Annotated in this window: 19 protein-coding genes; 9 read left to right on the forward strand and 10 right to left on the reverse strand. The window is 69.7% G+C overall.

The genetic code is table 11. The features are described from left to right. Positions 1-8: 8 nt before the first annotated feature. On the reverse strand, positions 9-2,216 hold the full coding sequence (locus LBW94_RS31035; RefSeq protein ID WP_225058874.1) for an MMPL family transporter: 2,208 nt from the start codon (positions 2,214-2,216) through the stop codon (positions 9-11). Between the two features lie 226 nt (positions 2,217-2,442). Here LBW94_RS31035 and LBW94_RS31040 point away from each other — a divergent pair, with 226 nt between their 5' ends. From LBW94_RS31040 to LBW94_RS31055, 4 genes are all read left to right on the forward strand, one after another. Continuing rightward, positions 2,443-3,270, forward strand: a complete 828-nt coding sequence (locus LBW94_RS31040; protein ID WP_266269969.1) for a transposase family protein — start codon at positions 2,443-2,445, stop codon at positions 3,268-3,270. A gap of 194 nt (positions 3,271-3,464) precedes the next feature. Next, complete coding sequence (locus LBW94_RS31045; protein ID WP_225061921.1) at positions 3,465-9,854, forward strand: type I polyketide synthase; 6,390 nt, start codon at positions 3,465-3,467, stop codon at positions 9,852-9,854. A gap of 28 nt (positions 9,855-9,882) precedes the next feature. Continuing rightward, on the forward strand, positions 9,883-11,286 hold the full coding sequence (locus LBW94_RS31050) for a condensation domain-containing protein (protein ID WP_225061920.1): 1,404 nt from the start codon (positions 9,883-9,885) through the stop codon (positions 11,284-11,286). Beyond that, the gene (locus LBW94_RS31055; protein ID WP_225061919.1) at positions 11,283-11,963 is read left to right on the forward strand and encodes a hypothetical protein; all 681 of its coding nucleotides are present in this window, start codon (positions 11,283-11,285) and stop codon (positions 11,961-11,963) included. Before LBW94_RS31050 ends, LBW94_RS31055 begins: the two co-directional genes overlap by 4 nt. Before the next feature lie 9 nt (positions 11,964-11,972). Here LBW94_RS31055 and LBW94_RS31060 read toward each other — a convergent pair whose 3' ends face one another. The 4 genes from LBW94_RS31060 to LBW94_RS31075 form a co-directional block, all read right to left on the reverse strand. Continuing rightward, the gene (locus tag LBW94_RS31060) at positions 11,973-13,436 is read right to left on the reverse strand and encodes an aldehyde dehydrogenase family protein (protein ID WP_225061918.1); all 1,464 of its coding nucleotides are present in this window, start codon (positions 13,434-13,436) and stop codon (positions 11,973-11,975) included. Beyond that, on the reverse strand, positions 13,436-14,278 hold the full coding sequence (locus LBW94_RS31065) for a carboxymuconolactone decarboxylase family protein (protein WP_225061917.1): 843 nt from the start codon (positions 14,276-14,278) through the stop codon (positions 13,436-13,438). Before LBW94_RS31065 ends, LBW94_RS31060 begins: the two co-directional genes overlap by 1 nt. An 11-nt stretch (positions 14,279-14,289) precedes the next feature. Next, entirely contained in the window at positions 14,290-15,111 is an 822-nt protein-coding gene (locus LBW94_RS31070; RefSeq protein ID WP_225061916.1) for a mycofactocin-coupled SDR family oxidoreductase, read from the reverse strand. Between the two features lie 95 nt (positions 15,112-15,206). Further along, the gene (locus tag LBW94_RS31075) at positions 15,207-16,034 is read right to left on the reverse strand and encodes a mycofactocin-coupled SDR family oxidoreductase (RefSeq protein WP_225061915.1); all 828 of its coding nucleotides are present in this window, start codon (positions 16,032-16,034) and stop codon (positions 15,207-15,209) included. 140 nt (positions 16,035-16,174) lie between these two features. Here LBW94_RS31075 and LBW94_RS31080 point away from each other — a divergent pair, with 140 nt between their 5' ends. Next, on the forward strand, positions 16,175-16,861 hold the full coding sequence (locus tag LBW94_RS31080) for a TetR/AcrR family transcriptional regulator (RefSeq protein WP_225061914.1): 687 nt from the start codon (positions 16,175-16,177) through the stop codon (positions 16,859-16,861). A gap of 89 nt (positions 16,862-16,950) precedes the next feature. Continuing rightward, the gene (locus tag LBW94_RS31085) at positions 16,951-17,394 is read left to right on the forward strand and encodes an NUDIX domain-containing protein (RefSeq protein WP_225061913.1); all 444 of its coding nucleotides are present in this window, start codon (positions 16,951-16,953) and stop codon (positions 17,392-17,394) included. A 184-nt stretch (positions 17,395-17,578) separates the two neighbouring features. Here LBW94_RS31085 and LBW94_RS31090 read toward each other — a convergent pair whose 3' ends face one another. The 5 genes from LBW94_RS31090 to LBW94_RS31110 form a co-directional block, all read right to left on the reverse strand. Then, the gene (locus LBW94_RS31090; RefSeq protein ID WP_225061912.1) at positions 17,579-17,899 is read right to left on the reverse strand and encodes a hypothetical protein; all 321 of its coding nucleotides are present in this window, start codon (positions 17,897-17,899) and stop codon (positions 17,579-17,581) included. 17 nt (positions 17,900-17,916) lie between these two features. Continuing rightward, positions 17,917-18,642, reverse strand: coding sequence for a TetR/AcrR family transcriptional regulator (locus LBW94_RS31095; RefSeq protein WP_225061911.1), 726 nt, complete (start codon positions 18,640-18,642; stop codon positions 17,917-17,919). A gap of 136 nt (positions 18,643-18,778) precedes the next feature. Continuing rightward, positions 18,779-19,405 carry a hotdog domain-containing protein gene (locus tag LBW94_RS31100; protein ID WP_225061910.1) on the reverse strand — a complete coding sequence of 209 codons (627 nt, stop codon included), beginning with the start codon at positions 19,403-19,405 and terminating at the stop codon, positions 18,779-18,781. A 23-nt stretch (positions 19,406-19,428) separates the two neighbouring features. Then, positions 19,429-20,208 (reverse strand): enoyl-CoA hydratase/isomerase family protein, encoded by a 780-nt coding sequence (locus LBW94_RS31105; protein ID WP_225061909.1) that lies wholly within the window; start codon positions 20,206-20,208, stop codon positions 19,429-19,431. A gap of 25 nt (positions 20,209-20,233) precedes the next feature. Beyond that, positions 20,234-21,787, reverse strand: a complete 1,554-nt coding sequence (locus LBW94_RS31110) for an acyl-CoA synthetase (protein ID WP_225061908.1) — start codon at positions 21,785-21,787, stop codon at positions 20,234-20,236. A 264-nt stretch (positions 21,788-22,051) separates the two neighbouring features. Between LBW94_RS31110 and LBW94_RS31115 the strand changes: the two genes are divergently transcribed. Genes LBW94_RS31115 through LBW94_RS31125 form a run of 3 tightly spaced genes read left to right on the forward strand, consistent with a single transcriptional unit; the run spans position 22,052 to position 25,327 of the window. Continuing rightward, complete coding sequence (locus LBW94_RS31115) at positions 22,052-23,149, forward strand: NAD(P)-dependent alcohol dehydrogenase (RefSeq protein ID WP_225061907.1); 1,098 nt, start codon at positions 22,052-22,054, stop codon at positions 23,147-23,149. Between the two features lie 10 nt (positions 23,150-23,159). Then, complete coding sequence (locus LBW94_RS31120) at positions 23,160-24,191, forward strand: hypothetical protein (RefSeq protein ID WP_225061906.1); 1,032 nt, start codon at positions 23,160-23,162, stop codon at positions 24,189-24,191. Then, positions 24,188-25,327, forward strand: a complete 1,140-nt coding sequence (locus LBW94_RS31125; protein ID WP_225061905.1) for a thiolase family protein — start codon at positions 24,188-24,190, stop codon at positions 25,325-25,327. The genes LBW94_RS31120 and LBW94_RS31125 overlap by 4 nt, the downstream gene beginning before the upstream one ends. Positions 25,328-25,367 lie beyond the last annotated feature (40 nt).

Genomic DNA, 25,367 nt, shown 5'->3' on the forward strand with positions numbered 1-25,367 from the left:
GCCGGCGCTCAGCGCGGTGAGCCGACTGCCGACTCTGCCAATTCCGCACGCGGCGAATCGGTTTCGGAGACGGGAAGTTCCCGGCGGCAGGCCCGGCGGCGCCCGGCGGGCGTCCACCAGCAGGCCGCGCCCAGCAGCCGCATCAGCGCCGGCATCAGCAGCAGCCGCAGGATCACGGCATCGATGAACAGCGCGGTGGCCATGCCGATCGCGATGTACTGCATCATCACCAGATCCGACAGCGCGAACGCCCCGCACACGACGATCAGGACGAGGGCGGCGGCGGTGATGATCCAGCCGGTGCGCGCGACGCCGAGGCGCACCGCCTCGGTATCGGACACGCCGCCGGCCCGCGCCTCGTGGATCCGGGCCAGCAGGAACACCTGGTAATCGGTGGACAGCCCATAGATCACCGAAATGATCAGCACCAGCACGAGTGCCATGATCGGCTGCGGGGTGAAGTGCAGCAGCCCGGCCCCGTGCCCGTCGGCGAAGATCCAGGTGAGCACGCCGAGCGTGGAGCCGAGCTCGAGCAGATTCAGCAGTCCGGCCTGCAACGGAAGTAGCGGTGAGCCGAAGGCCAGCATCAGCAGCGCGGTGGTGACCAGGAAGACCAGTGCGACGACCCACGGCATCCGGTGCCGCAGCGCGGCCACACTGTCGCGTTCCACCGCGGACTGGCCGCCGACCAGCACGATCGTGCCGTTCGGCGTCGGCATGGACCGCAGGTAGCCGATGGTCTCCTCGGCGTCGTGCGCGTCCTGGAGCACCGTCGACGTGGTGAAAACGCCCAGCTGCCACGGGGAGTGGAAGGGTTCGGGGAACGGGGCCTTCAGGCCGGGGGCCCGGTTCGCCGTCGCCAGCACCGTGCCGATGTCGCTGTCGTCGTGGGTGATCATCACGATGTCGATCGGATCGGTCTGGCGCAGTGGGAAGATGGCGTCGAAGTGCTGTTGCGCGGTGCGCGCCGGATGTTCCGGTGGCAGAAAGCGTTCGGAGATACCGCCGAAGCCGACGTCGCGCACCGGGGCGATGAGCACCACCAGGATCGCCAGGACCGGCACCACCGCCACGATCGGCCGGCGCATCACCGCGCCGGCGATCCGGCCCCACGGATTGTCGCGTTGCTCGGCGGCCGCCCGGCGAGCGTGGAATCGGTTGAATCCCAGCCAGTTCACCCGCCGGCCCAGGATCGCGAGCAGGGCCGGCAGCACGGTCACCGAGACCGCTGCCGCCAGTGCCACCGTCACCATCGCGCCCACGGCGAACGACCGCAGGAATCCGTGCGGGAGAATCAGGATCGCGCCCGCGGCGGCCACCACGACGGTCGCCGAGAACGCCACCGTGCGACCGGCGGTCGCCACCGCGGCCCGCGCCGCGTCCGGCACCTCGCGGCCCGCGGCCAGCTCCTCCCGGAACCGGCTCACGATGAACAGCCCGTAGTCGATGGCCAGACCCAGGCCGATCATCGAAACAACTGGCGAGACAAAGGAATTCACCTGCATGAAGGTGGTCAGGAAGCGGACCACGCCCCACGCGCCGATGACGGTCAGCCCGCCGACGGCCAGCGGTAGCGCCGCGGCGACCACGCCGCCGAACAGGAAGAACAACAGTACCGCCACGGCGGGAATCGCGAACAATTCCATCCGCCGCTGATCCTGCGCCATGGTGTCGTTGAGGGCGAGCGCGACCGGGGCCCGGCCGGCGACCTCCATGTCCACGCCCGGCAGCGTCAGGGCCCCGGCGACCTTGCGATAGTTGTTCAGCAGGGTGGTGTCGTCGTCGCCGCGGACGGCGACGGAGGCGAAGGCGTAGTCGCGCGCTTCGGTGCCGAACAGTTCCGGCAGGGTCAGCCCGGTGTCGGTGGCCCAGTAGGCGGCGTTGATCTTGTCGATCCGGTCCGGAAAGCGTTGCGGCAGACCGTTGAGGTAGTCGACCGCGGTGGCGGCGAAACGCGGGTCGTCGACGGTCGTTCCGGCGGGTGCGTGGAACAGCAGCAACACGTCGGCGGCGTGGTCGTGGCCGAACGCGTGGTCCCGGATCCGCGCCTCCTGCGCCGATTCCGAGCCGGGATCGTCCCATCCACCGACCCCGAGGCGATCGGCGAGTCCGAGGCCGTAGACGCCGAGCGCGAGCAGGCCGCCGACCACGAGGACGAGGATGCCGAACCGCCGCCGGACGACCAGATTTATCCAGCGCCCGAACTCACCCGACATCGCAGCCCCCAACCGGAAAATGCTGGCCGGCACCCACCGCCGGTCAGGTGAAACGTAGGCAACCACAATCGATTCGGTGGTGTATTGAGGTGATCCCAGCGATGGAATGGGCGCAATCGCCCATCAGACACGCACATTCGAGGAATACCGGGCAATGCCGGGAAAGGCGTGGAGCCCCCTGTAAGTGAGTTCTTACCACAGAATTCACACCCTCAGAGGACTCCACGTGATCGCCTATTCTGCCATGCTCGACGTCCCGCGTGAACTGGTCGACTACGTGTCGCGGCTGCTGGCCGGTGAACGCCGCCGACTCGGCACCCGCCGCGGTACCCGCGCACTGACCCCGTGGAAGCAAGCGGTGTTCGTGCTGGCCTGGATGCGCAAACGCGACGACGTGGCGATTCTCGGCACCGGATTCGGTCTCGGCCGCTCCACCGCGTACCGGTACCGCGACGAAGGCGTGAAAGTCCTTGCCGCCCAAGCACCCGAACTCCGCGAAGCCCTCGAACGAGCCGCCGCCGAAGGCATGGCCTACGTCATCCTCGACGGGAAGATCTTCGAGACCGACCGCGTCGGCGAGAAGACCGTCAGCGTGAAAGACGAGGTCATCGACCTGTGGTACTCCGGGAAAGCCCGCACCCAGGGCGCGAACATCCAAGCGGTATCCAGTCCGCAGGGAATCCCGCTGTGGGTCAGCGACGAAAACCCCGGCTCGATCCACGACATCAACGCCGCCCGGGAACTGGTCTTCGCCGACCTCTACCGGGCCGCAACACATCTGAACCTGCCCACCCTCGCCGACAGCGGCTACGAAGGCGCCGGCATCGGCGTCCACACCCCTGTCAAACAGCCGCCCGGAGAACATCTGCATGTCGACAACCGCGCCTACAACGCCTTGCTCCGTGGCATGCGTGCCCTCGGCGAACGCGGGTTCGCGCTGCTCAGTCAACGCTGGAGGGCGCTGCAGCGCATCACCATCAGCCCCGAACGAGCCGGCGGCCTCGTGAAAGCCGCTCTCGTACTCACACAATTCGAACATCAAATGATCTCATGAAAGTCGCTGGGATCACCTCATTGTTCGGGCCCATTCGAGATTTCACAACCCGATCATGATCACTTTGTGAAGTGTCCCCGAAGTCGGGAAGGCGCGTCGGGTCGGCCGTTAGCATGAGGCCAACGCCAGCGGGCCTGTTCGATGGTCGCCGAAAATCGTTGGCAATCAGACTGATCCGACCGCGGAGGGTGTTCATGTCGGATATTGCAATTGTCGGCATAGGATGCCGATTCGCCGGCGGGATAGACTCACCGGAGAATTTCTGGGAATTCGTGCTGGACAAGCGGGACGGCGTCGTCGACATGCCGTCCGATCGCTGGGACTACCGCCGTTATTACGATCCGGAACCCCGCACGCCCGGCCGCAGCTACACCAAGCGCGGCGCCTTCATGACAACGGATCCGTGGGAGTTCGATCCGGACTTTTTCGGCATTTCGCCCAGAGAGGCCACGGTTCTCGATCCGCAGCAGCGGCTGATGCTCGAGGTCACCTGGGAGGCGCTCGACGACGCCGGGATCGCCCGGCGCGCGGCCGGCGGGCCGGTCGGGGTCTACGTCGGTGGCTTCGTGGTGGACCAGTCGGTCATCGGCGTGGTGGGTCCCGCGTTGTTCCACACCGACATGCACACCCCGGCCAGCGCGTCCTACACCATGCTGTCCAATCGGATCGCATACGCGCTCAACCTGATCGGGCCCGCGCTCACCGTCGACACGGCCTGTTCGTCGTCGCTGGTGGCGTTCCATCTGGCCTGTCAGGCGCTGGACAACGGTGACTGCGAGGTGGCGCTGGCCGGTGGTGTCAATGTGATGTTGCAGCCGGAGACCTTCGTCCTGATGTGCAAGGGCGGCTTTCTCGCCGCCGACGGCCGCTGCAAATCCTTCGACGCCGCCGCGGACGGCTACGGCCGCGGCGAGGGCGCGGGCATGGTGGCGCTGAAGAAGCTCGACGACGCGGTCCGCGACGGCGACCGGATCTACGCCGTGGTCAAGGCGACCGGCGCCAACCAGGACGGCCGCACCACCGCGATCACCGTGCCGAACGTGGATTCCCAGGAGTCGCTGGCCCGTTCGGTGTGTGAACGCGCCGGGCTGGCGCCGGCGGAGATCACCTACGTCGAGGCGCACGGGACCGGCACCCTGGTCGGCGATCCCGTCGAATTGCGAGCGCTGGGAAGGGTTTTCGGCGTTCCGGAGCAGCGGTCGCGGACCCTGGGCGTCGGCTCGGTGAAGTCCACCCTGGGGCACACCGAGGCCGCGGCGGGTATCGCGAGCGTGATCAAGGCCGCGCTGGCCGTCGCGCACCGCACGATCCCGCCGCAGGGCTGGATCGACACGCCCAACCCGGACATCCCCTTCGACGAACTGGGCCTGCACGTCCAGACCGAGGCCGAGCCGCTGCCGGCGGACGCCGCGCCGATGGCGGTGGCGGTCAACGGTTTCGGCTACGGCGGCACCAACGCGCACGCGATCCTGCGGGAATACCGGCCCGCCACCGTCGTCGAACCGGCTTTGGAGCCGAACCACTATGGCGTGCTGCCGATCTCGGCCCGCAGCACCGCCGCGGCGCGCGCGCTGGCGGGGCGGTTCGCCGAACTGATCACCGCGGGCGCGGAACCGCGGCGGCTGGCCGAGGCCGCGTGGACCCGGATGGCGCACCACCAGTTCCGCACCGGCATGCTGCTCGGCGACACCGAGGATCTGGTCCGGGATCTGCACGCCTTCGCCGCCGGCGAGGGCCGCGACGCGGTGCGCACCATCGTGGCGCGGACCACCGAACCGGTGTTCGTGTACTCCGGCATGGGCCCGCAATGGTGGGGAATGGCGCGCGAACTGCTCAGCGGCACAGGCGTGTTCGCCGATACCGCCGCGGAGATCGACGCCGAGTTCCGCAAGGTCGCGGGCTGGTCGATCGTCGAGGAACTACTGAAACCCGAGGACCGGTCACGGGTCACCAGCACCGAGGTCGCGCAGCCGGCCAACTTCCTGGTGCAGGTGGCGCTGACCCGTGAACTCGCGCGGTACGGCATCGTGCCCGCGGCCATCGTCGGCCACAGCGTCGGCGAGGTGTCCGCGGCCTACGTCAGCGGCATGCTCTCGCTGCGCGACGCGGTGCTGGTAGCCTACCACCGGGCCCGCTTGCAGGCCACCACCGCCGGCTCCGGCGGCATGCTCGCCGTGGGCATGTCGTACGAACAGGCCCGCGAACTGGTCGCCGACGACCCCCGCGTCGATATCGCCGCGATCAACAGCGCCACCTCGCTGACCCTCTCCGGTGATGTCGACCGGCTCGAGGAGATCGGCGAGAAGCTCACCGAGGACGGCATTTTCGCGCGTCCGCTGCGGGTCGAGGTGCCGTATCACAGCCGGCTCATGGACCCCATCCTGGACGAACTGCGCGCGGCGCTGGCGACCCTGCAACCGCACGAGCCGACCGTGCCGCTGCTCTCGTCGGTCACCGGTACCCAGGTCATCGGGCCGGACTGGGACGCCGAGTACTGGTGTGCCAATGTGCGGGAGCCGGTGCGCTTCGCCGACGCGATCACCGCGCTGATCGGCGAGCGCCGGGTCTTCCTGGAGGTCGGGCCGCATCCGGTGCTGTCCGGCAACATCCGCGAGACGCTGCTCGCCGCGGACGTCAACGGCACCACGGTGCCGACGCTGGATCGCAAGCAGCGCGACTCCGACAGCCTCCGGCGCACCCTGCTCGGTCTGTACGGCGCGGGCGTGCTGGACCTCGACGCCCTGTTCCCGCCCGAGCGGGCCGCCACCCCGCACGTCCCGCTGCCGCGTTACCCGTGGCAGCGGACCCGGTTGCACTCGGCGCTGCCGCTGTTCGAACAGGCCCGGCTCGGTACCCCCGGCAGTTACGCCATGCTCGGCGATCCGGACGTCGAGGGGCGGCCGGACTGGCTGCTCCAGGTCGGCACCGAACTACTGCCGTGGCTGGCCGATCACGTGGTCAACGGGATCAAGATCATGCCGGGTGCGGCCTATCTGGACGCGGCGCTCAGCGCCACCGCGAAGCGGCTCGGCGCCGAACGTGTCGCGCTGGAACAGGTCCGCTTCGTGGCGCCGCTGATCATGGGCGCACCGGACGTGCCGCTGCTCGCGCTGACCGTGGAGGAGGCCAGCGGCCGCTTCCTGATCCGCTCGCGCTCGGCCACCGGCACCGCGTGGACCCTGCACGCGTCCGGCCGCATGCTCACCGGCAGCCATCAGCGGACCCGGGTCGAGGTCCCGGTGATCTCGGTCGGCGTCGACGTCGATCCGAAGCTGTTCTACAGCGGACTGGCCGCCGCGGGCCTGCAATACGGCCCCTCCTTCCGGCGCGTGCTCAGCGCGCGGGTCGGGAAGGACACGGCCACGGCGATCGTGGACGGCAGCATCGCCGTGGGCTCGGGCCACGCGGCGCATCCGGCCGTCGTCGACGCGGCGATGCAGACCGCGGCGCTGCTGTTCGCCGAATCCCGCATCGACGAGGGCACTCTGGTTCCCGTCGGCGTCGCGGCGGTGCGGCTGGTGGCGCCGCTGCCGGAGCGGATCACCGTGGTCGCCCGCCGCGACCCGAGGGCGCGGCTGCGTGCCGACGTCGATCTGCTCGACGACGAGCACAATCTCGTGATGCGGTTGAGCGGCTTGCAGATCGGCGCGCTCACCCCGGGCCAGGACCCGATGCGCCGGATGGCCGACTTCTTCTACACCGAGACCATGCAGGCCCGCGATCCGCTGGATCCCACTGTGCTGCCGCAGGATTCGGTGAGCACCGTGGTCGTCGCGCTCACCGGCGGCGAGGACCGCGCGCACGCGCTGGTCGCGGCGATCCCGGGCGCGCGGCTGTACTGCGCCGGTGACGAGCCGCAGGCCGCCGAGAACCCGGAACCGGAGCAGAGCGCCCTGGTCGCGACGCTGGCCGCCGCCCGGGCCGACGGCACCGACCGGGTGCACGTCGTCGTCGTGACCGCGGCCGTGGCCGACGATCTCGCCGAACTGTGGACGCTGCGGCGAATCGCGGTGGCCGTCAACGCTTTCGCCTACCCGGAAGGCGCCGGGCAGGAGGGCGGGTTCGAGGACGGGCAGTGTCACGTCACGCTGGTGACCGAACGCGCCTTCGTGATCCCCGGCGACCCCACCCCGGCCGATCCGGCCGCGGCCGCGCTCGCCGGGGCCCACCGGGTGCTGCTCAACGAGCAGACCACGCTGCGCTGGCGGCTGATCGACGTGACCCCCGGTACCGAGATCGCCGATCTGGTCACCGAACTCGCCGTCCCGGGCGCCTTCCGGACCGATGACGCCGACGAGGTCGCCCTGCGCTGCGGCACCCGCTGGACCCCGCAGGTGACCAAACCGCTGCCGGATCGCCTGGAGGAGTTGGACACCGCGGCGCCGCTGACCGACGCTCAGGCCAATTTCGCGCTGGAGCTGCCCCGCACCCGGATGCTGGGCGCGCTGGCCTGGCGGCAGTGCCCGCGCCCGGCGCCGGGCGCCGGACAGGTCGAGGTCCGGATGAAGGTCATCGGCCTGAACTACAAGGACCCGCTGAAGGTCATCGGCCTGCTCGGCGAACGTGAGCTCGCGCCCACCTATTTCGGCACCGTCCCCGGGATGGAGGGCGTCGGCGAGGTGGTGCGGGTCGGCGCGGAGGTCACCGGGATCGCGGTCGGTGACCTGGTCGCGATCGCCGCCAAGGGCATGATGCAGCGCTACGTGCTGGTCCAGCGGGACCGGGCCATCGTGCTGCCGCCGGACGCGGACCCCGGATACTGCACCAGCACCATCGCTTTCGGTACCGCCGAATACGCGCTGCACGATCTGGCCCGGCTGCAACCCGGCGAGACCGTGCTCATCCACGGCGCCGCGGGCGGTGTCGGCACGGCGGCCATCCAGGTCGCCAAGGACCGCGGCGCGCGCATCATCGGCACGGCCAGTACCGACGAACGCCGGGCGCACGTGCTCGAACTCGGCGCCGATCACGCGATCGACTCGCGCTCACTGAATTTCGTGGACGACGTGCTGGCGCTCACCGGCGGCAAGGGCGTCGAGGTCGTGGTGAGCAGCGCGCCGGGGGAGATCCTGCGGCAGAACTTCCACGCCGTCGCCGAATTCGGCCGCATCGTGGAGGTCGGCAAGGCCGACATCTATACCGGTGGCCTGCTGGAGATGTCGAATTTCGACAAGAACGTGGCCTACTTCTCGATGGACCTGGACCGGCTGGTGGCCGCCGATCCGCAGCGGCTGATCAGCCTGCTGCAACGGGTCTACGAGAAGGTGCTCGCCGGTACCTACACGCCGCTGTCGTATCGGCTGTTCGAGACCGACGACGTGGCGAGCGCGTTCGAGGAGACCATCCGCTCGACCGGCCTGAATCGCATTGCGCTGCGGATGGATTCGCCGCTGCCGGCGGTGCGGCCGTATCTGCCCGAGGTCGGGATCGACGCGGACGCGACCTATCTGATCACCGGCGGCTTCGGCGGATTCGGATTGGCCATCGGGCGCTGGCTGTCACTGCGCGGGGCGCGGCGGCTGGTGCTGGTCGGGCGCGGCGGCGCGAGCACCGAGGAGGCACGCCGGCAGCTGGAGGCGTGGCGCGCGACCGGGGTCGAGGTGGTCCAGGAGCTGGCCGACGTCACGGACGCGGCGGCGGTCGCCGCGATCGTCGGGCGGGCGCACAGCGCCGAGCATCCGCTGCGCGGGGTGTTCCACGCGGCGGGCTCGGTCGCCGACAATCGCCTGGACGCCATGACATTCCAGGAGCTGGACGTCGTGTACCGGCCGAAGGTGCACGGCGCCAGGCTGTTGCACGAGGCGGTGGCCGCCGCCGGCATCCGACCGGGCATGTTCGTGCTGTGCTCCTCCGGTGGTTCCATGTACGGCATCTACGGCCAATACAACTACTGCGCCGCCAATGTCGCGGTGGAGACCATGGCCCAGGAATGGGCGAAGGCAGGCGAGCGGGCGGTGTGCGTCGGCTGGGGCCACCTGTCCGGCGCGACCGGCGGCATGGCCGCCGACGAGACGGCGGTGAAATACCTGGATCTGGTGGGCTTCGACCCGATCGATATGGCCGATGCCACCGCCTACCTGGAACAAACACTGCGCCTTGGTGTTTCGCGGGCTGCCATCATCCCCACCGATTGGGCCAAGCTCACCGGCACCTTCCCGCAGCTGACCCGCACCGGTCGCACCATGGCGCTGGCACAGGTCTCCGCCAAGGACACCTCGGAACTGGCCCGGCTGCGGGCCGAGGTGGCCGCGATCGAGGAGAGCAAGCGCGGTTCCTTCGTGGCCCGCAAGATGGCCGAGGAACTCGCCGTGGTCATGGGCGTACCGGTGGAATCCATCGACATGACGGTCCCGGTCCCCGAATTGGGCCTGGATTCGCTGATGGCCGTGGAACTCGGCGCCCGGGTCACCAAGACCCTCGGCATCGACCTGATGTCGTTGCAGATGGGCCGGTCGTTCAGCCTGGAGCAGGCCGGTCCGAAAGTGGCCGAACTGATCCTGGCCGCGGAATCCGCCCAGGGCCGGGCGCCCGTGCCGGTCGCCGAGCCGGCTGCGGCGCCGGTGCCGGTCGGAGCCGCGTCATGACCGGCGGTCGTCGAAACGAGGTGGCGTCATGGTCGATTTCGGCCTGATCGACGAATGGGAGCCGGCGCCGGGCCGGCTGACCAGCTGGGTGGCGTCACCCGAGTCGGTGGCGCGGGCCCGATCCGCGCCGGTGCACCCGGCCCCGCCGTCACATCAGCAGGAGCAGTATCTGCGGCTGGCCGCCCAGCACGCCGCGGCGGAGTTCCGGTACTCGGGCCTGTGCCTGGTGACCGCCGAGATCCCGGCCGGTGACCTGGACCGGGCCGCGATGACCCGGGCGGTCAACGCATTCCTGCTGCGGCACGACACCTTCCGCACCTGGTTCCGGCTCGCGGCGGGCGGTGCGATCGAACGGCATCTGGTGCCCGAGGCGGACGTGGACTTCGTCCCGGTCGAATACGGCTGGGTCGACGATCCGCCCACGGTCCGCGACCACGTGCAGAAGACCACCCCCGGGCCGTTCGACTGGGACTGCTTCACCTTCGGCGTGATAGAGCGCGAGGAGTCGACCACCCTCTACCTCGCGGTCGATCACCTGCACACCGACGGATTCGGCCAGTACCTGTCGGGATTCGATCTCGCGCTGCTCTACGCCCGCGAGGTGTGGGATCAGACGCCGGACGTATTGACCCCCGCGGCGGGCTATCTCGACTACTGCACCGCCGAACGGGCCTACACCGGCCAGATGTCGCTGAATTCCGCCGGAGTTCGCAAGTGGCTGGAGCTGATTCGCGGCAACGGCGGCAGCCTGCCGTCGTTCCCACTGGATCTGGGCAGGCGCGGCGACATCTACAACCGCAGCGCGCACCGCACGGTGACGCTGTTCGACGAGGACACCGCCGCGCGTTTCGAGCGGCGGTGCCGGGCCAACGGCGCGGAATTCGTCGGCGGCGTCTTCGCCGCGGCGGCCCTGGCCGAACACGAACTCGCCGACAGCGACTACTACTTCGGCATGACCCCGGTGACCACCCGCAGCACCGCCGAGCAGCGCGCCTCGGTCGGCTGGTACGTGACCTTGCTGCCGGTGGCGTTCCCGCTGGGTCTGCGCACCTCCTTCGACCGGGTGGTCACGCGCGCGCAGCACGCCTACGAGAACGGGCTGCGCCTGACCGCCACCTCGTTGCAGCGGGTGGTCGAACTGCTGCCCGCCGACTCCGATCTGGACCTGAGTCCGGGCTGGGCCTGCCCGATGATCTCCTACGTCGACGCCCGGGAATTGCTCGGCAACGAGTTCTTCGACACCGCTTCGTGCGGGCTCTACACCAATCGCGCTGCCTCCGAACAGGTGCTGATCTGGATCAACCGGCTGGCGGCGCGGACCACGCTGAGCGTCATCTACCCGGACACCCCGGTGGCGCACGATTCCGTGGAACGCTATGTCGCCCGGCTGGCGGCGGTCTTCGCCGCCGCCGCGGGGGAGGAGGACCGGTGAGCGGCACCGTCTTCCGCGATCCGCGGATACCCGACGGCGAGAAATCCGTGTACGCCGTCGGGATCGGTGACCAGCCGCCCGCGCTGGACCTGGTCAGCGTGATCGGCCACGACCGGCAGGGCTACCTGTCGGTGGTCCAGCTGAGCGCGGGCGACTTCACCGTCACCGTGGAGCAGCACTTCCGGCGCACCGGCGGCCTGCTGCGGGCCGCCGACTATCGCGCCGAAACCCGTTCGGGCGCCACGGTGGTCAGCCGCGAGGAGGCCACCTTCCTCGACGTCTCGCACATGCAGATCGGCGCCGGGATCGCGCCCTTCCCCGCCGATCTGATGCCGCTGGCGGGCGGGCTGACCCTGTTGCGCGGCCTGGACCTCACCGAGGGCGCCGAGGCGGATATCGCGCTGTGGCTGGCCTTCTCGGTGCATCTGCCGGTGAGCGCGAAGGTGGAGCGCCGCACCGTCGTCGACGTCCCGGCCGGCCCGATCGAGTGCTGGCAGGTCCGGTTGCGGCCCCGGCTCACCGGCCTGAACTCGATGCTGGAGAAGATGCTCGGCGGATTCCTGCCGCCGGTGGTCGTGCACCTCGAGGTGGCCCCGCCGCACCGGATGGTCCGGTGCGGCTTCCCGACCGGCCCGATGCCGTGGGATCCGCGCGGGGTGATGGATCTGGTCGGCTGAGGGCCGCGATCAGCCCAGTCCGATGCGAATGTTCTTGATCCGCAGGAATTCGTAGAGGCCGTCCAGACCGCCGGTGCGGCCGTAGCCGCTGTGTTTGTAACCGCCGTAGGGGCCTTGCGGGCTGATGTCGCTGTATTTGTTGACCCACACCGAACCCGCCTCCAGTTGTCGTGAGACGCGATGGGCGCGCGCGAGATTCGTCGTCTGCACGAAGGCGTTGAGGCCGTAGGGGGTGTCGTTGGCGATCCGGATCGCCTCGTCCTCGTCGGTGAATCGCATGACCGACACGACCGGGCCGAAGGTTTCGATCTGGGCCAGGGCGCAACGGTTGTCGACCCCGCCGAACACGGTGGGCTCCAGGTAATAACCGTCGGCCAGGTCGCCGCCGAGCCGATGTCCGCCGGTGAGCAGTTCGCCCGCGCCGGCGCCGACGGCGTCGTCGATCGCGGCGAGGATGCGATCGGCGGCCTGAGCGCTCACGACGGGCCCGACCGCCACGGCAGGATCGTAGGGATCGCCGACCTTCGCGGATTCGACCACCGCGAGGAACTTCTCCAGGAACGCGTCGTAGACCGAATCGTGGACCAGGATGCGGCTGGCGCAGGCGCAGCTCTGCCCGGATTGGGTGAGCGGTCCCTGATGGGCCGACAGCTGTGCCGCGAGATCGAGATCGGCGTCGGCGAAGATGATGTTGGCCGACTTGCCGCCGAGTTCGGCGACCACCGGGGTCAGATTCGCCGCGGCGGTGCGGATGATCGTGCGGGCCGTCTCGACGCCGCCGGTGAAGTGGATCTTGCCGATGCCGGGATGGCGCACGAGCGCGTCGCCGGTCTCGGCGTGGCCGGTGACCACGTTCACCAGTCCGGGTGGCAGGCCCACCTCGGTGCACAGTTCACCGAAGCGCAGCGGAGCGAACGGCGCCTGCGGGGAGGCCTTGAACACCACGGCGTTGCCCGCGGCCAGCGCGGGCGCCACACACGCGCCCGCGACCACCATCGGCCCGTTCCAGGGTGCGATGACACCCATGACCCCGTAGGGCTCGCGTTCGACCAGATTGACATCCGCCGATCCGGAGACCGGAGTGCTCAGCCCGTGCGGTTTGTCCACGTATCCGGCGAAGTGCCGCAGGAATCGTTCCAGGAGAACGGCATTGCCCGCGAACGACACCGGCACGGCGTAGTCGGCGACGTTGAGCCGGGTGAATTCGGCGGCGCGGGCGGCGACCGCGTCGGCGAGCGCGATCAGCAGGTCGCGGCGGCGGTCGGCGCCGAGGGCCAGCCATTCCCGCTGCGCGAGCCGGCCGGACTCGACGGCCCGGTCGATCTCGGCCCGCCCGGCCAGCGGGACGGTGCCGTTCGGCCGCCCGGTTCCGGGGAAGATGTGCTCGTAGCTGCCTGCCGAGGTCTCGGTGATCCGCTCGCCGGCGATGTGCAGGGCGTCGGGCAGCGACAGCGGCGCAGTGGAGAGGGTCATCAGTGCTCCCGTGCGGTGGAGTCGGTGGCGGCGCGCCATTCCCCGAGGACGCGCGCTTTCTGTTCGGCGACAACCTGATTCAGGTGCGACGCCTTGGGCCATCCGCAGTAGGCGGCGAAGTGCAGTGCCAGCTCGTCCATTTCGGTGAACGAGACCTCCCGGCTCTCGAGCGCGGCGTAGACGTGGGACATGATCGGGGTGGGGGCGTCCTGGAAGGCGACGCAGGCGACGGTGATCAGCCGCCGCTCCTTCATCCCGAGTCCCGGGCGTACCCACATCTCACCGAAGACGAAATTCAGGATGCCCGCGCCCTGGAACGGGTTGTCGCGATCCGGTGCGAAGTCCAGGCGGTTGATCTCCTTGAACGCCGCCACGCCACCGGCGAGGCGCTGTTCGGGATCGGCGGCGGTGGTCAGCGGCAGCAGCGGTGCGGGGGCGGGCACGTCCAGGCCGCGTTCACGGTGGATACGGGCCCACTGCGCGTCGACGATGCCGTTGAATCGCGACGCCTTCGGCCAGCCCGCGTAGACCGCGAAATGCAGGACGGTTTCCCGCATTTCGACGATCGAGAGGTCACCGCTGTTGAGCGCCGCGTACACGTGCTCGATCAGCGGCTGTTCGGCGTCGGCGTCGGCGACGCACGGCAGGGTGACGAAACGGCGGTCCCGGCGGCTCAGTCCCGGCCGCGTCCAGATCTCGGCGAAGACGAAGTCGATCAACCCGTTCGCCGTCGCCGGGCTGGTGTCCGGCGGCGCGTCGAAGGTCATCACATCGCGGAACTCGTGCCGCCCTCGTTCCGAGCGTGCGGCCGGGGCCCGGCCGTTGCCGTTTCGCGTATCCATGTGTTCCGCTGTCATCGCAGTGTCACTCCCGCATCGACTTTCAGTTCGGTGCCGGTCACGTGGCGGGACTCGTCGGACACCAGGTACAGCACCGCGTTGCTGATATCACGGGCCTCGGTCATCGTGATCGGCAGCGCGTTGCCGAACAGGGGCGCGAGGTCGGGCCGCTGCTCGACCAGCAGTGCGTGCAGTGAGGCCGGCGCCATGCCGGTCGCGACCCCGGTCGGATGCACAGTATTGACCCGGATGCTCTGTGCGGCGAGCTCATTGGCCAGGGCCCGGCTCAGCCCGACGACACCGTGCTTGGCGGCGGTGTAGGGCGTGTGCAGCGGGGTGCCCTTCAGCCCGGCCGCCGAACTGATGTTGACCAGGCTGCCGCCGCGCTCGAGCAGATGCGGCAGCGCCGCCGCGCAGGTGTTCCAGGTACCGATCAGGTTCACGTCGACGACGGTGCGCCACTGCTCGGCGGTCGTGGTGTCCCAGGTGCCCGCGGTCAGCACACCGGCATTGGATACCGCGGCGTCCAGGCCGCCCAGCTGCTCGACCGCGTCGTTGACCGCCGCCGCCAGCGCGTCGGCGTCGCGGATGTCGACCACGGCGGTGATCGCCCGCCGGTCGAGTTTCTCGACCAGGCGGGCGGTTTCGGCGAGATCCTCGGGCGAGGACAGCGGGTATTCGAGTTCGGGCAGGGATCGGCAGATGTCGACCAGGACGACGTCGGCGCCTTCCTCGGCGAGCCGGACGGCGTGACTGCGGCCCATGCCGCGCGCGGCACCGGTGATCAGCACGCGTTTACCGGCGACCCGGCCGGGTGCACTGGGGTTTTCTGTCATCTCATCCTCACAACAGGGGTGCCGCGGGTGTTCGCGGCGCGGGAATGCCGCGCGTATTCGCGGCGGCGGCCGATCGGGCCGGTGACCGCGACAGGTCAGAGGACGGTGAAGCCCGCGTCCAGCGGCCAGGCGATGCCGGTGATGAATTTCGCCTCGTCGGAGACCAGGAAGGCGACCGCGTTGGCGATGTCCTCCGGTTGCAGGATCGGCAGCGGCAGCGCGTTCTGCATACCGGAGATCGAGTTCTGCCCGCCGGCGGCGGCCTGCTCCATCAGCGCGTTCATGGCCGGGTTCGTGGTCATCCCGCTGGCCACCCCGGTCGGGTGGATGGTGTTCACCCGAATCCATTCCGGCGCAAGATATCCCGCGAGACCCTGCATCAGGCCGACCAGGCCGCGCTTGGCCGAGGTATAGGCGCTGCCGCTGGCGTTCATCGACGGTGTCGCCTTGAGTCCGGCGGTCGAACTGGTGATCACGATCGAGCCGCCACGCCCGCCCGCCCGCAGTTCCGGCAGCGCCGCGCGCACGGTGTGGAAGACGCCGGTGAGGTTGGTGTCGATCACGTCCTGCCATTCGGACAGGAAGTCCACCTCCTCCCCGAGCCGGATGATGCCCGCGTTCGCGATGACGATGTCGACCCGGCCGAACTCCCGGTAGCCGTCCTCGAACGCCGCCCGAAGTCCGTGGTAGTCACGGACATCGGCCTTGCGCGCCACCATCCGCCGGCCCTCCTTCGCGACCAGGCGCTCGGTCTCGGCCAGATCCTCCTCGGTGGCGTTCGGGTAGGTCATCGACGCGATGTCCGCGCAGATGTCCACGCCGATGATGTCCGCGCCTTCGCGTGCCAGCCGTACCGCGTGGGCACGACCCTGGCCCCGTGCGGCGCCGGTGATGAACGCGACGCGTCCTTGCAGTCCCGTCATGACCAGTCCTCTTTCTCGATGCTGCGATCCGGAATCGGGAGATCCTCCGGAGGCCGTTCACCTGGCTTCCGAAAATTAATGTGATCTACCGAACTGTAAGTCACGGGACTTACGGTTGTCCAGAGTGGTTTGATGAGGGCATGACCGCGTCCGTGGCCCCCGCCAACCGCTCGGCCAAGCAGCAGCTGATCCTGACCGCCGAACGACTGTTCGCGGTGCACGGACTCGACGGCGTGCCGCTGCGCCGGATCGGCAGCGAGGCCGGCATGGCCAACAAGTCGGCGGTGCACTACCACTTCGGATCCAAGGAAGGGCTGATCGAGGCCATCCTGACCAGCCGCCTCGACGACCTCACCCGCCGCCGCGCGCTGCTCGTCGCCCGAACCCCGCCCGCCGACCTGCGGCGTGTCGTCGAGGCGCACCAGTTACCGCTCATCGAGCTCGCCGAGGACCGGGACTGCTACTACCTGCCGTTCCTCGAACAGCTGCTGCACGACGTGCGCCTGCTCGGCCGCTTCCCCGAGGCCCACCAGCAGATGGAACGCGACTACTACGCCCGCGCCGGCGCCCTGCTCCCCGATATCCCGCAACCCCTGCGCGACCTGCGCATCCAGCAGGCCTCCTCCGTCTGCGTGTACCTGTCCGCCTCCCGCCACCGCATGCGCACCCTCGACCTGAGCGTCCCCCCGTACGCCTTCCATGTCAGCCAGCTGCTCGACGCCCTCGTCGCCCAGCTCTGCGCCCCACCGTCCTCCGAAACCCTCGACACCCTCGACACCGTCCACCCCTCATCCACCGACCGCCCCACCCTGCGCGCCCTCCCGTGAACCACCCCGGCCGCAGGACGACCGAGGCGCTGCACCGCCTCCTGACCCGCCTCGGTCGGCGGACCCGCACCGCGGCACCGGATTTCGCGGTGGCGACACCCCGGGTGGCCTCCGGCGTACTGATCCTGCGCGGCCGATCCGTCCTGATGGTTCGCCCTTCCTACAAGGACCACTGGGAGATCCCCGGCGGATATGCCGAGCCCGGCGAATCGCCGGGAGCGGCCTGCCGGCGCGAGATCCGGGAGGAGATCGGGCTCGACGCGCATGGGCTGCGATTCGCCGCGGTGGATTGGGCCCCCGACGACAGCGAGGGCGACAAACTGTTGTTCCTGTTCGCCGATCCGGCCCTGCACGGGCTCGACGCCGACGCGCTCCGCTTTCCCGACGGCGAACTGCTGGCGGCCCGCTACGTCGAACTGACGGACCTGGAGAATGTCACGGTCGCACGGTTGGCGCGGCGAGTACGGGAGACCGCCGAGAGCCTCCTCGCCGGCGGCTCCCCGCTCTACCTCGAACACGGGAGTCACCCGTGAAGGCGCGCCGCGCCGACGCCCCCTGGCCGACCTCCTCGGCGATGAGATGCCGAACCGGCTCTCACTCGGGTTCCGGCCAGGTCCATTTCGGGACCTGCCGCAGCGGGTGGAGCCGGTCGTCGGTTTCGGCGTTCGAATTCTGCATGCGGCGCGCGGCCGCTGTGATCGGTACGGCGACAGCGTCTCAGGCCCACTCGAGGCTGCACGACATGCCGTGTGCGGCGAAGAAGGTCTGGAGGTCGGCGGCGCGGGCCGGGTCCAGGACACCGTGGAAGACGGTGTCGTCGCCCGTGCGGAAGAAGTCGAGTTCTGCCCAGGCGCAACGGACTTCGTATTCGGTCCAGGAGGATTTGCGTACCGCCCAGCCGGACCGGGCGAACTCCTGGGCCAATTGCGGGAGGCCGGGGGCGTCGAACACTCTTCCGTAGACGTTCGTGTCCTGAACCGCCAGGGTGGGATCGAGTTCGGGGCCGGGGGTGTAGCCGGTGGTGATCTCGATGTCCACGGTGGCATTGTGGCCCGTCAACCCGCCTGTGGTCCAGGGGATTTCGAGGCCGTGTGCAGGACGCGGCGGGCGCGGTCGATCAGGGCCTCCAGACCGGCTTCGAAGGTGCGGTCCTGGAGGATGCTGAGGGAGTAGCCGTGGCGGGCCAATTCGGCCAGCAGCGGCATGGTTTCGGGGTTGATGGGGTTGGTCTTCGGGAGGGGGTGGGCGGCGGTGTCGAGGCTTTCCTTGCGTTCCAGCATGGCGATGCCGCGGCTGTGGGCGGCCAGGGAGAAATAGGTGTCGAGGGCGGCCTCGGGGGTGAATCCCGCGGTCACCAGGGTTTCGATGACGGCTTCCAGCCGCTCGAAGGCGATGCTGCTGGGGTGGTCGCCGTAGCCGGTGCGCACGATCAGCAGATCGCACAGGACCGGGTTCTTGCGGAACAGGTCGCGCATCTCGCGGAAGTGGCTGCGCAGGCGTTCGTCCCAGGCGCCGTCGCCGGTGAAGGGCAGCGCTATCTCGTACTGTTCCAGCGCGAGGTCGGTCATGGCCTCCAGCAACTGGTCCTTGCTGCGGAAATACCAGTAGAGGCTGGTGATTCCGACGTCGAGGCGTTTGGCGAGGGCGGGCATGCTGAGCTTCTCCACCGAAATCTCCGCGGCCAGTTCGTAAGCGCCGCTGACGATCTGGTCGGCGGAGATCGAGCCGCGCTCGCGGCGCTGCCGCCGGGGCGTGCGGGTGGGACCCGTCGTCTGCTTCACGGTCGTCCTTCCCGTCACCGCTGCCACCGGTCCGCGGCGGAGCTGCCGGACCGATGGCGTGTCCACCTTACGGTAATTTGTTACGGTAAGGATCAACTACGATGATTCCGCAGGTGGGAACCTGTCCTGCGGTGGGTTACGCGGTGGATCGGCCGCGGTCCGGACGGAGTGCCACGAACAGCCCCCGGCCCTCGGCGCAGATCCGGTTGCCGCGCCGGAGAACGCCTGCCACCTCGCGTTTGCGGTCGGCCTCGTGCACGATCTCGGCGTGCAGGGTGACCGGTTCGTCGATGGGGGTCACGCTGCGGTAGTCCAGGTGCAGGTAGGCAGTCCGCGACGGCGGGCGGTCGCCGGCGTCGACCAGGCGGCCGAAGACCTCGTCGAAGAACAGCGCGATCGCACCGCCGTGCGCGGCGGCGTGGCCGGAATGGAAGGGGCCGAAGGTCGTCTCGCAGGTGAGGTGGTGCGCACCGGCGTCGACGATGTACAGCGGCGGCGCGAGAGTCTGTCCGCGCCCGGGGATTTCGAAGAAGCGGCCGAAGAGCTGGTCGGCGCTGTCGACGCGGTGCGCGGACAACAGGGCGCGGGCCTGATCCATCAGGGCGCCGACGGCATCCACCACCGCCGGCGGCGGGCTGGTGGCGGCCACCTCGTCCTGGAGTGCGCGCAGGCCGTCGATCATCTCGGGCCATCCGGCGGCCGCCCGGGTGCGGGCGCGGTCGCTCCAGGACTGCCAGTACGGGCTCAGGGGTGGGCTGGACATGATCACCTCTCTGGGGTCGTCGGTCAGCGGCCGCGGAATTCGGGGGTGCGTTTCTCCCGGAACGCGGCGAACGCCTCGGCCATGTCGGCGGTGCCGACGTTCACCGCGTTGGCCGCGGTCTCGGCGTCGAGTGCGTCGTCGAAACCGGTGGTGAAGGCGGCGTTGAGCAGCTGTTTGGTGAGGGCCAGGGCGATCGGCGGGCCGGCGGCCAGGCGGCGGGCGTAGTCGGCGGCGGTGTCGAGCAGAGTGTCGGCGGGCACGATCTCGGTGACCAGGCCCAGGTCACGGGCCTGCTCGGCGGTGATCAGATCGCCGAGCAGGGCCAGGCGTTTGGCGGTGTGCAGCCCGACCAGCCGGGGCAGCAGCCACGAACTGCCGGTGTCGGGGGACAGGGCGCGCTTGACGAAGATCTGCGCGAAACTCGCGGTGTCGGCGGCGATCACCAGATCACAGCCCAGCGCCAGGCTCATCCCCGCGCCGACGGCGGGCCCGTTGACGGCCGCGATACACGGTTGCGGCAGCCGGTGCAGGGCCCGGACGGCCTCGTTGATCGGGCGCATGATCGCGGCGGTGGCGGCGTCGGGGACGACGTCGCTGAGGTCGGCGCCCGCGCAGAACGCGCGGCCGGAACCGGTGAGGATCACCGCCCGGTCCTCGGCGGAGGCGGCGATCTCGGCCAGCGCGCGGTGCAGATCCGCGAAATCGCCGACACCGAGCGCGTTGCGGCGGTCGGGGCGGGCGAGGGTGATCCGCGCGATCCCGGCCTCGCGTTCGACGAGGACGGCGCTGTCTACGGTGGTCATCGATCAGGTCCTTCTGGGTTCCGGGTCAGGACTGGGGTGCGTACCGTTGGCGCAGTTCGCGTTTGATCAGCTTCCCGGTCTCGGTGCGGGGGAGTTCGTCGACGAAGTGGACCGCGCGCGGCATTTTGAAGCGGGCGATGCGCTCGCGGGCGAAATCGAGGATCTGCTCGGCCAGTTCCGGGCCGGGAGTCACGCCCGCGGCCGGTTGCACGAAGGCGGTGACGGCCTCACCGAGGTCGGCGTGCGGCAGGCCGATCACGGCGATGTCGTGGATGGCCGGATGCAGGGTCAGCGCGTTCTCGATCTCCTGCGGGTAGATGTTCACGCCGCCGGAGATGATGGTGAACGCCTTGCGGTCGGTGAGGTAGAGGAAGCCGTCCTCGTCGAGGTAGCCGACATCGCCCGCGGTGGTCCAGGTGGGATGGTCGGGATGCTGGGCGGCGGCGCTCTTACCGGGATCGTTGTGGTAGACGAAGGGCACGGTGTCGCGCTCGCCGTACAGGGCGCCGACCTGGCCGGGCGGCAGTTCCGCGCCGGTGTCGTCGCAGACGTGCAGGGTGCCGATGATCGAACGGCCCACCGTACCGGGGTGTTTCAGCCAATCGGCGCTGTCCACCATGGTCATGCAGGTGCCCTCGGTGTTCGAGTAGTACTCGGTGAGGATCGGGCCCCACCAGTCGATCATCCGCTGCTTCACCTCGACCGGGCAGGGCGCGGCGGCATGGATGGCGCAGCGCAGCGAGGACACGTCGGCGGCGGCGCGCACCTCGCCGGGCAACTGGAGCAGGCGGACCAGCATGGTCGGCACGAACTGACCGTGCGTGACCCGATACTTCGCGATCGCCGCGAGCACGGCCGCGGCGTCGAACCTGCGCAGCATGACGACCGTGCCGCCGTGGCCCTGCACGCACGCCGACCAGCGCAGCGGTGCGGCGTGGTAGATCGGCGCGGGCGACAGGTACACGGTGTTCTCGTCGATACCGAAGGAGGCGTTCACCATCCGGAGCATGGGCTCGCCGCGCACATCGCCGATCCGGTACGGCGGCAACGGCGGCTGCACCCCCTTCGGGAAGCCGGTGGTCCCGGAGGAATACAGCATCGGCATGCCGTGCGGCTGATCGTCCGGGCGGACCGGCGAGGCCGCCGCGAGGGTGTCCTCGTAGGAGTCGTAGCCGGCGACCGGGCCGTCGAAGGCCAGTCGCAGCCGGACCCCGGGGGTCATGGTGGCGAGGGTCTCGGCGGTGGCGGTGATCTCGGGGGTGGCGCCGGAGACGATCAGCGCGGCGGCGCCGGAATCGTCGACGATGTACGCGGTCTCCGGCGGGGTCAGCGACCGGTTGATCGCGGTGATGTAGAAACCGGAACGCAGTGCCGCCCAATAGACCTCGAACGCGCGCAGATTGTTCTCGGTGAGCAGGGCGACGCAGTCGCCGGGACGCAGGCCCGCGGCGCGCAGTGTGTTCGCCAGCCGGACCGAGCGGTCCTCGAGCTCGCCGTAGGTCAGGGTTTCGCCCGTGTCGGCCAGCACCGCCGCGATCCGTGCGGGGGTGCGGTCGGCATATGTGCCGGGGTAGAGCATCCGGCGTCCTTTCGCCTGGTCGCGATCGGCGCGACGGCCGGTCGACGAGAAGTGACGGTCAGTGCGCCCGTCGGAGCGGTCGGACAGCATCTTACCCAACCACTTGGTCGATTATAAGCATGATCGGGGGTCATTCCCGAGCGCCGCCGGAGCCGATTCGTGGTAGCGCTCGCCGGTGCGGGCTGATACCGTTCTTAACCAACCAAGTGGTGGGCTACCGCGAGGTGGTGTCACCGTGTCGACGAGGACCTGGATGAGGACAACATGCGAACCCGAGCCGCCCTGTTGCGAGATCCGGCTGCGCCCTACAGCCTCGAGGACATCGAACTGGGGGAACCCCGCGACGACGAATTATTGGTCCGGATCGTCGGCGCCGGGATGTGCCACACCGATCTCATCCCCCGGCTGATCCCGATCTTCCCGGTGCCGATGGTGCTCGGCCACGAGGGCGCGGGTGTCGTGGAGGCGGTCGGCCGCGGCATCACCGGGATCGCCCCCGGCGACCATGTCGTCCTCAGCTTCGAATCGTGCGGTCACTGCGCGCGCTGCCATACCGGCGAACCGGCCTACTGTCAGCATTTCGACCAGGCCAACACCTCCGGGCTGCGGCTGGACGGCAGCGCGGGGGCGACCTCGGCCGCCGGGGAATCGGTGGCGAACCGCTGGTTCGGCCAGGGCAGCTTCGCCGGGCACGCGGTGGCCACCGCGCGCAATGTGGTGCCCGTCGACAAGGAGCTGCCGCTGGAGATCCTCGCCCCGCTCGGGTGCGGGATCCAGACCGGCGCGGCCTCGGTGCTGCTGGCGATGAACGTGCGCGCCGGTGACAGCATCGCGGTCTTCGGCGCCGGCGCGGTCGGGCTGTCGGCGGTGATGGCCGCCGCGGTCGCGGGCGCGTCGGAGATCATCGCGGTCGACCTGAACCCCGGACGCCGGGAACTGGCCGCCGAACTCGGTGCGACCGTCACCTACGACGGCGCCGATCCGGAGATCGCCGAGAAGATCAAGGACCGCACCCGCGGCGGAGTGAACTACGCCTTCGACACCACCGGGGTGCCCGGGGTGGCCGTCACCGCGTTGAGCTCGCTGGCCATCCGGGGTTTCCTCGGGTTGGTCGGTATCGGTTTCGAGGAGCTGCGGATCAATCCGCTGCTGCTCGGTGGCGGCCGGTCGCTGTCGTATCTGCTGGAGGGCGGCGCGGTGCCACAGACCTTCGTGCCGCGCCTGATCGACCTGTGGCAGCGCGGGAAGTTCCCCTTCGAGAAGCTGATCAAGACCTATCCGCTGGCCGACATCGATCTCGCCGAGGCCGATGCGCGCAAGGGTGACACCGTGAAACCGGTGCTGCTGCCGCAGCAGAACTGAAGGGCAGGCTGTGACCGCCTCCGCGCACTCCATGTTCACCGAGGCCCTCGCGCCGGAACACGAGTACCGGCATGCTCCGGACGACGATCCGGCCTACAACGAGAGCACCTACTACAACTTCGCGGGCGAGTCGGGTGTGGTCGGTTTCCTGCGGGTGGCGATGCAGCAGAACCAGCCGTCCGGACAGGCCACCGCGCTGATCTTCGTCCCGGACGGGCCGGCACTGTTCTTCTTCGAGCGCACGACGGCGATCTCCGCGGACGAACTCGCCGTCGGCGGCGTGCGGATCGAGGTGCTGGAACCACATCGGCGGCAGCGGCTGAGCTTCGCCGGGCGGATGGCGGCGTTCGAGGATCCGCGGGTGCTCGCCGATCCGGGTACCGCGTTGCGGACCGCACCCCGCGAGGAGGTCGCGGTCGATCTGACGGTGACCGGCCACGGGGTGTCGTTCGGCACCAGCGGGACCGATCCTTCGCACGTGCTGGAGGATTCGCTCGCGGTCGGCCACTACGAGCAGTTCATCCGGCTCGACGGCGACGTGCGGGTGGGGGACCGGACCCTCGCCGTGCGCGGCGGCGGCCTGCGCGACCACTCCTGGGGGCCGCGCGACTGGTCCGGCCCGCTGTTCTACCGCTGGGTGACAGCGACTTTCGAGGACGGCTCGGCGGTGATGGCGCTGGAGGTCGCGCGCCGCGACGGCGTCACCACCCGGCGCGCGGCGGCGGTCACCGGCGGGGCCGCCGCCGAGGCCGAGCTGACCGCGGTCACCGTCGACCGCACCGAGGACGGTTTCGGCCACCGGGTCGCCTGCGAATTCACCACTGCCGCAGGGGGTCTGGTGGTGACCGGGGTGGCCCGGCAGCCCGCGCGGTTCGTACCGCTGCGGCATGTCACGACCGCGCCGGACGGTACCCGCTCGGTCACCCGGATCGGTTATTCCGCATACGAATTCACCGCTTCGGACGGGCGGCGGGGGCTCGGCATCGTCGAGATGCTCGACCAGCTCCCCGCCGGAGCGGCGGAACAGGAAGGCAAGTCATGAGAGACGCAGTGATCGTCGGTGCGGTCCGCACGCCGATCGGCAAGCGCAACGGCGCCTACGCGGCCGTGCACCCGGTGGACCTGTCGGCGCATGTGCTGCGCGCGCTGGCCGAGCGGACCGGGATCGATCCGGCCGTCGTCGACGACGTGATCTGGGGCTGCGTGCAGCCGGTGGGCCCGCAGTCGCTCAACATGGCCCGCAACGCGGTGCTCGCGGCGGGCTGGCCGGAGTCGGTGCCCGGCACCACCCTGGACCGGCAGTGCGGATCCTCGCAGCAGACAGCGCATTTCGCGGCCGCCGTGGTGATGTCCGGCCAGGCCGACGTGGTGGTGGCCGGTGGGGCCGAGGTGATGAGCGTGGTGCCGATGGGTTCGGTGACCGCCGGTGACCTCGGCGAGCCGTACGGCCCGCTGTTCACCGAGCGCTATCCCACCACGCCGCATCAGGGTCTCGGCGCGGAGGCGATCGCCGAAAAGTGGGGCCTGTCCCGGCAGCAACTCGACGAATTCTCGCTGCGCTCACACCAGTTGGCGGCCGCGGCCATCGACGGCGGCGCGTTCGCCGCGCAGTACGTGGAGATTCCGGGCACCGGCCTGACCGCCGATCAGGGCCTGCGCCGCACCACCACGCTGGAGGCGCTGGGCAAGCTGCCGCCGGCCTTCCAGGAGGGCGGCGTCATCCACGCCGGCAACTCCTCGCAGATTTCCGACGGCGCCGGCGCGCTGCTGATCACCACCAGCGAGAAGGCGACGCAGCTGGGCCTGAAACCGCTGGTACGCCTGCACAGTTTCGCCGTCGCCGGCAGCGATCCGGTGCTCATGCTCACCGGCCCGATCCCGGCCACCGCCGCCGCGTTGTCGCGCGCGAACCTGTCGATCGGCGATATCGGCGCCTTCGAGATCAACGAGGCATTCGCCTCGGTGCCCCTGGCCTGGCAGGCCGAAACCGGTGCGGCCGCAGACCGTCTGAACCCGCTCGGCGGCGCGATCGCGGTCGGCCATCCCCTCGGCGGCTCCGGCGCCATCCTGATGACCCGCCTGGTCCACCATATGGTCGACAACGGGATCCGCTACGGCTTGCAGAGCATGTGCGAGGGTGGTGGCATGGCGAATGCCACTGTGCTCGAACTGCTCTGACCTCGAGCCCCGCTGACCGGCTCAGCGCCGAGCCGACCGG

This window comes from Nocardia sp. alder85J (genome assembly GCF_020176955.2).
Lineage (GTDB): Bacteria > Actinomycetota > Actinomycetes > Mycobacteriales > Mycobacteriaceae > Nocardia.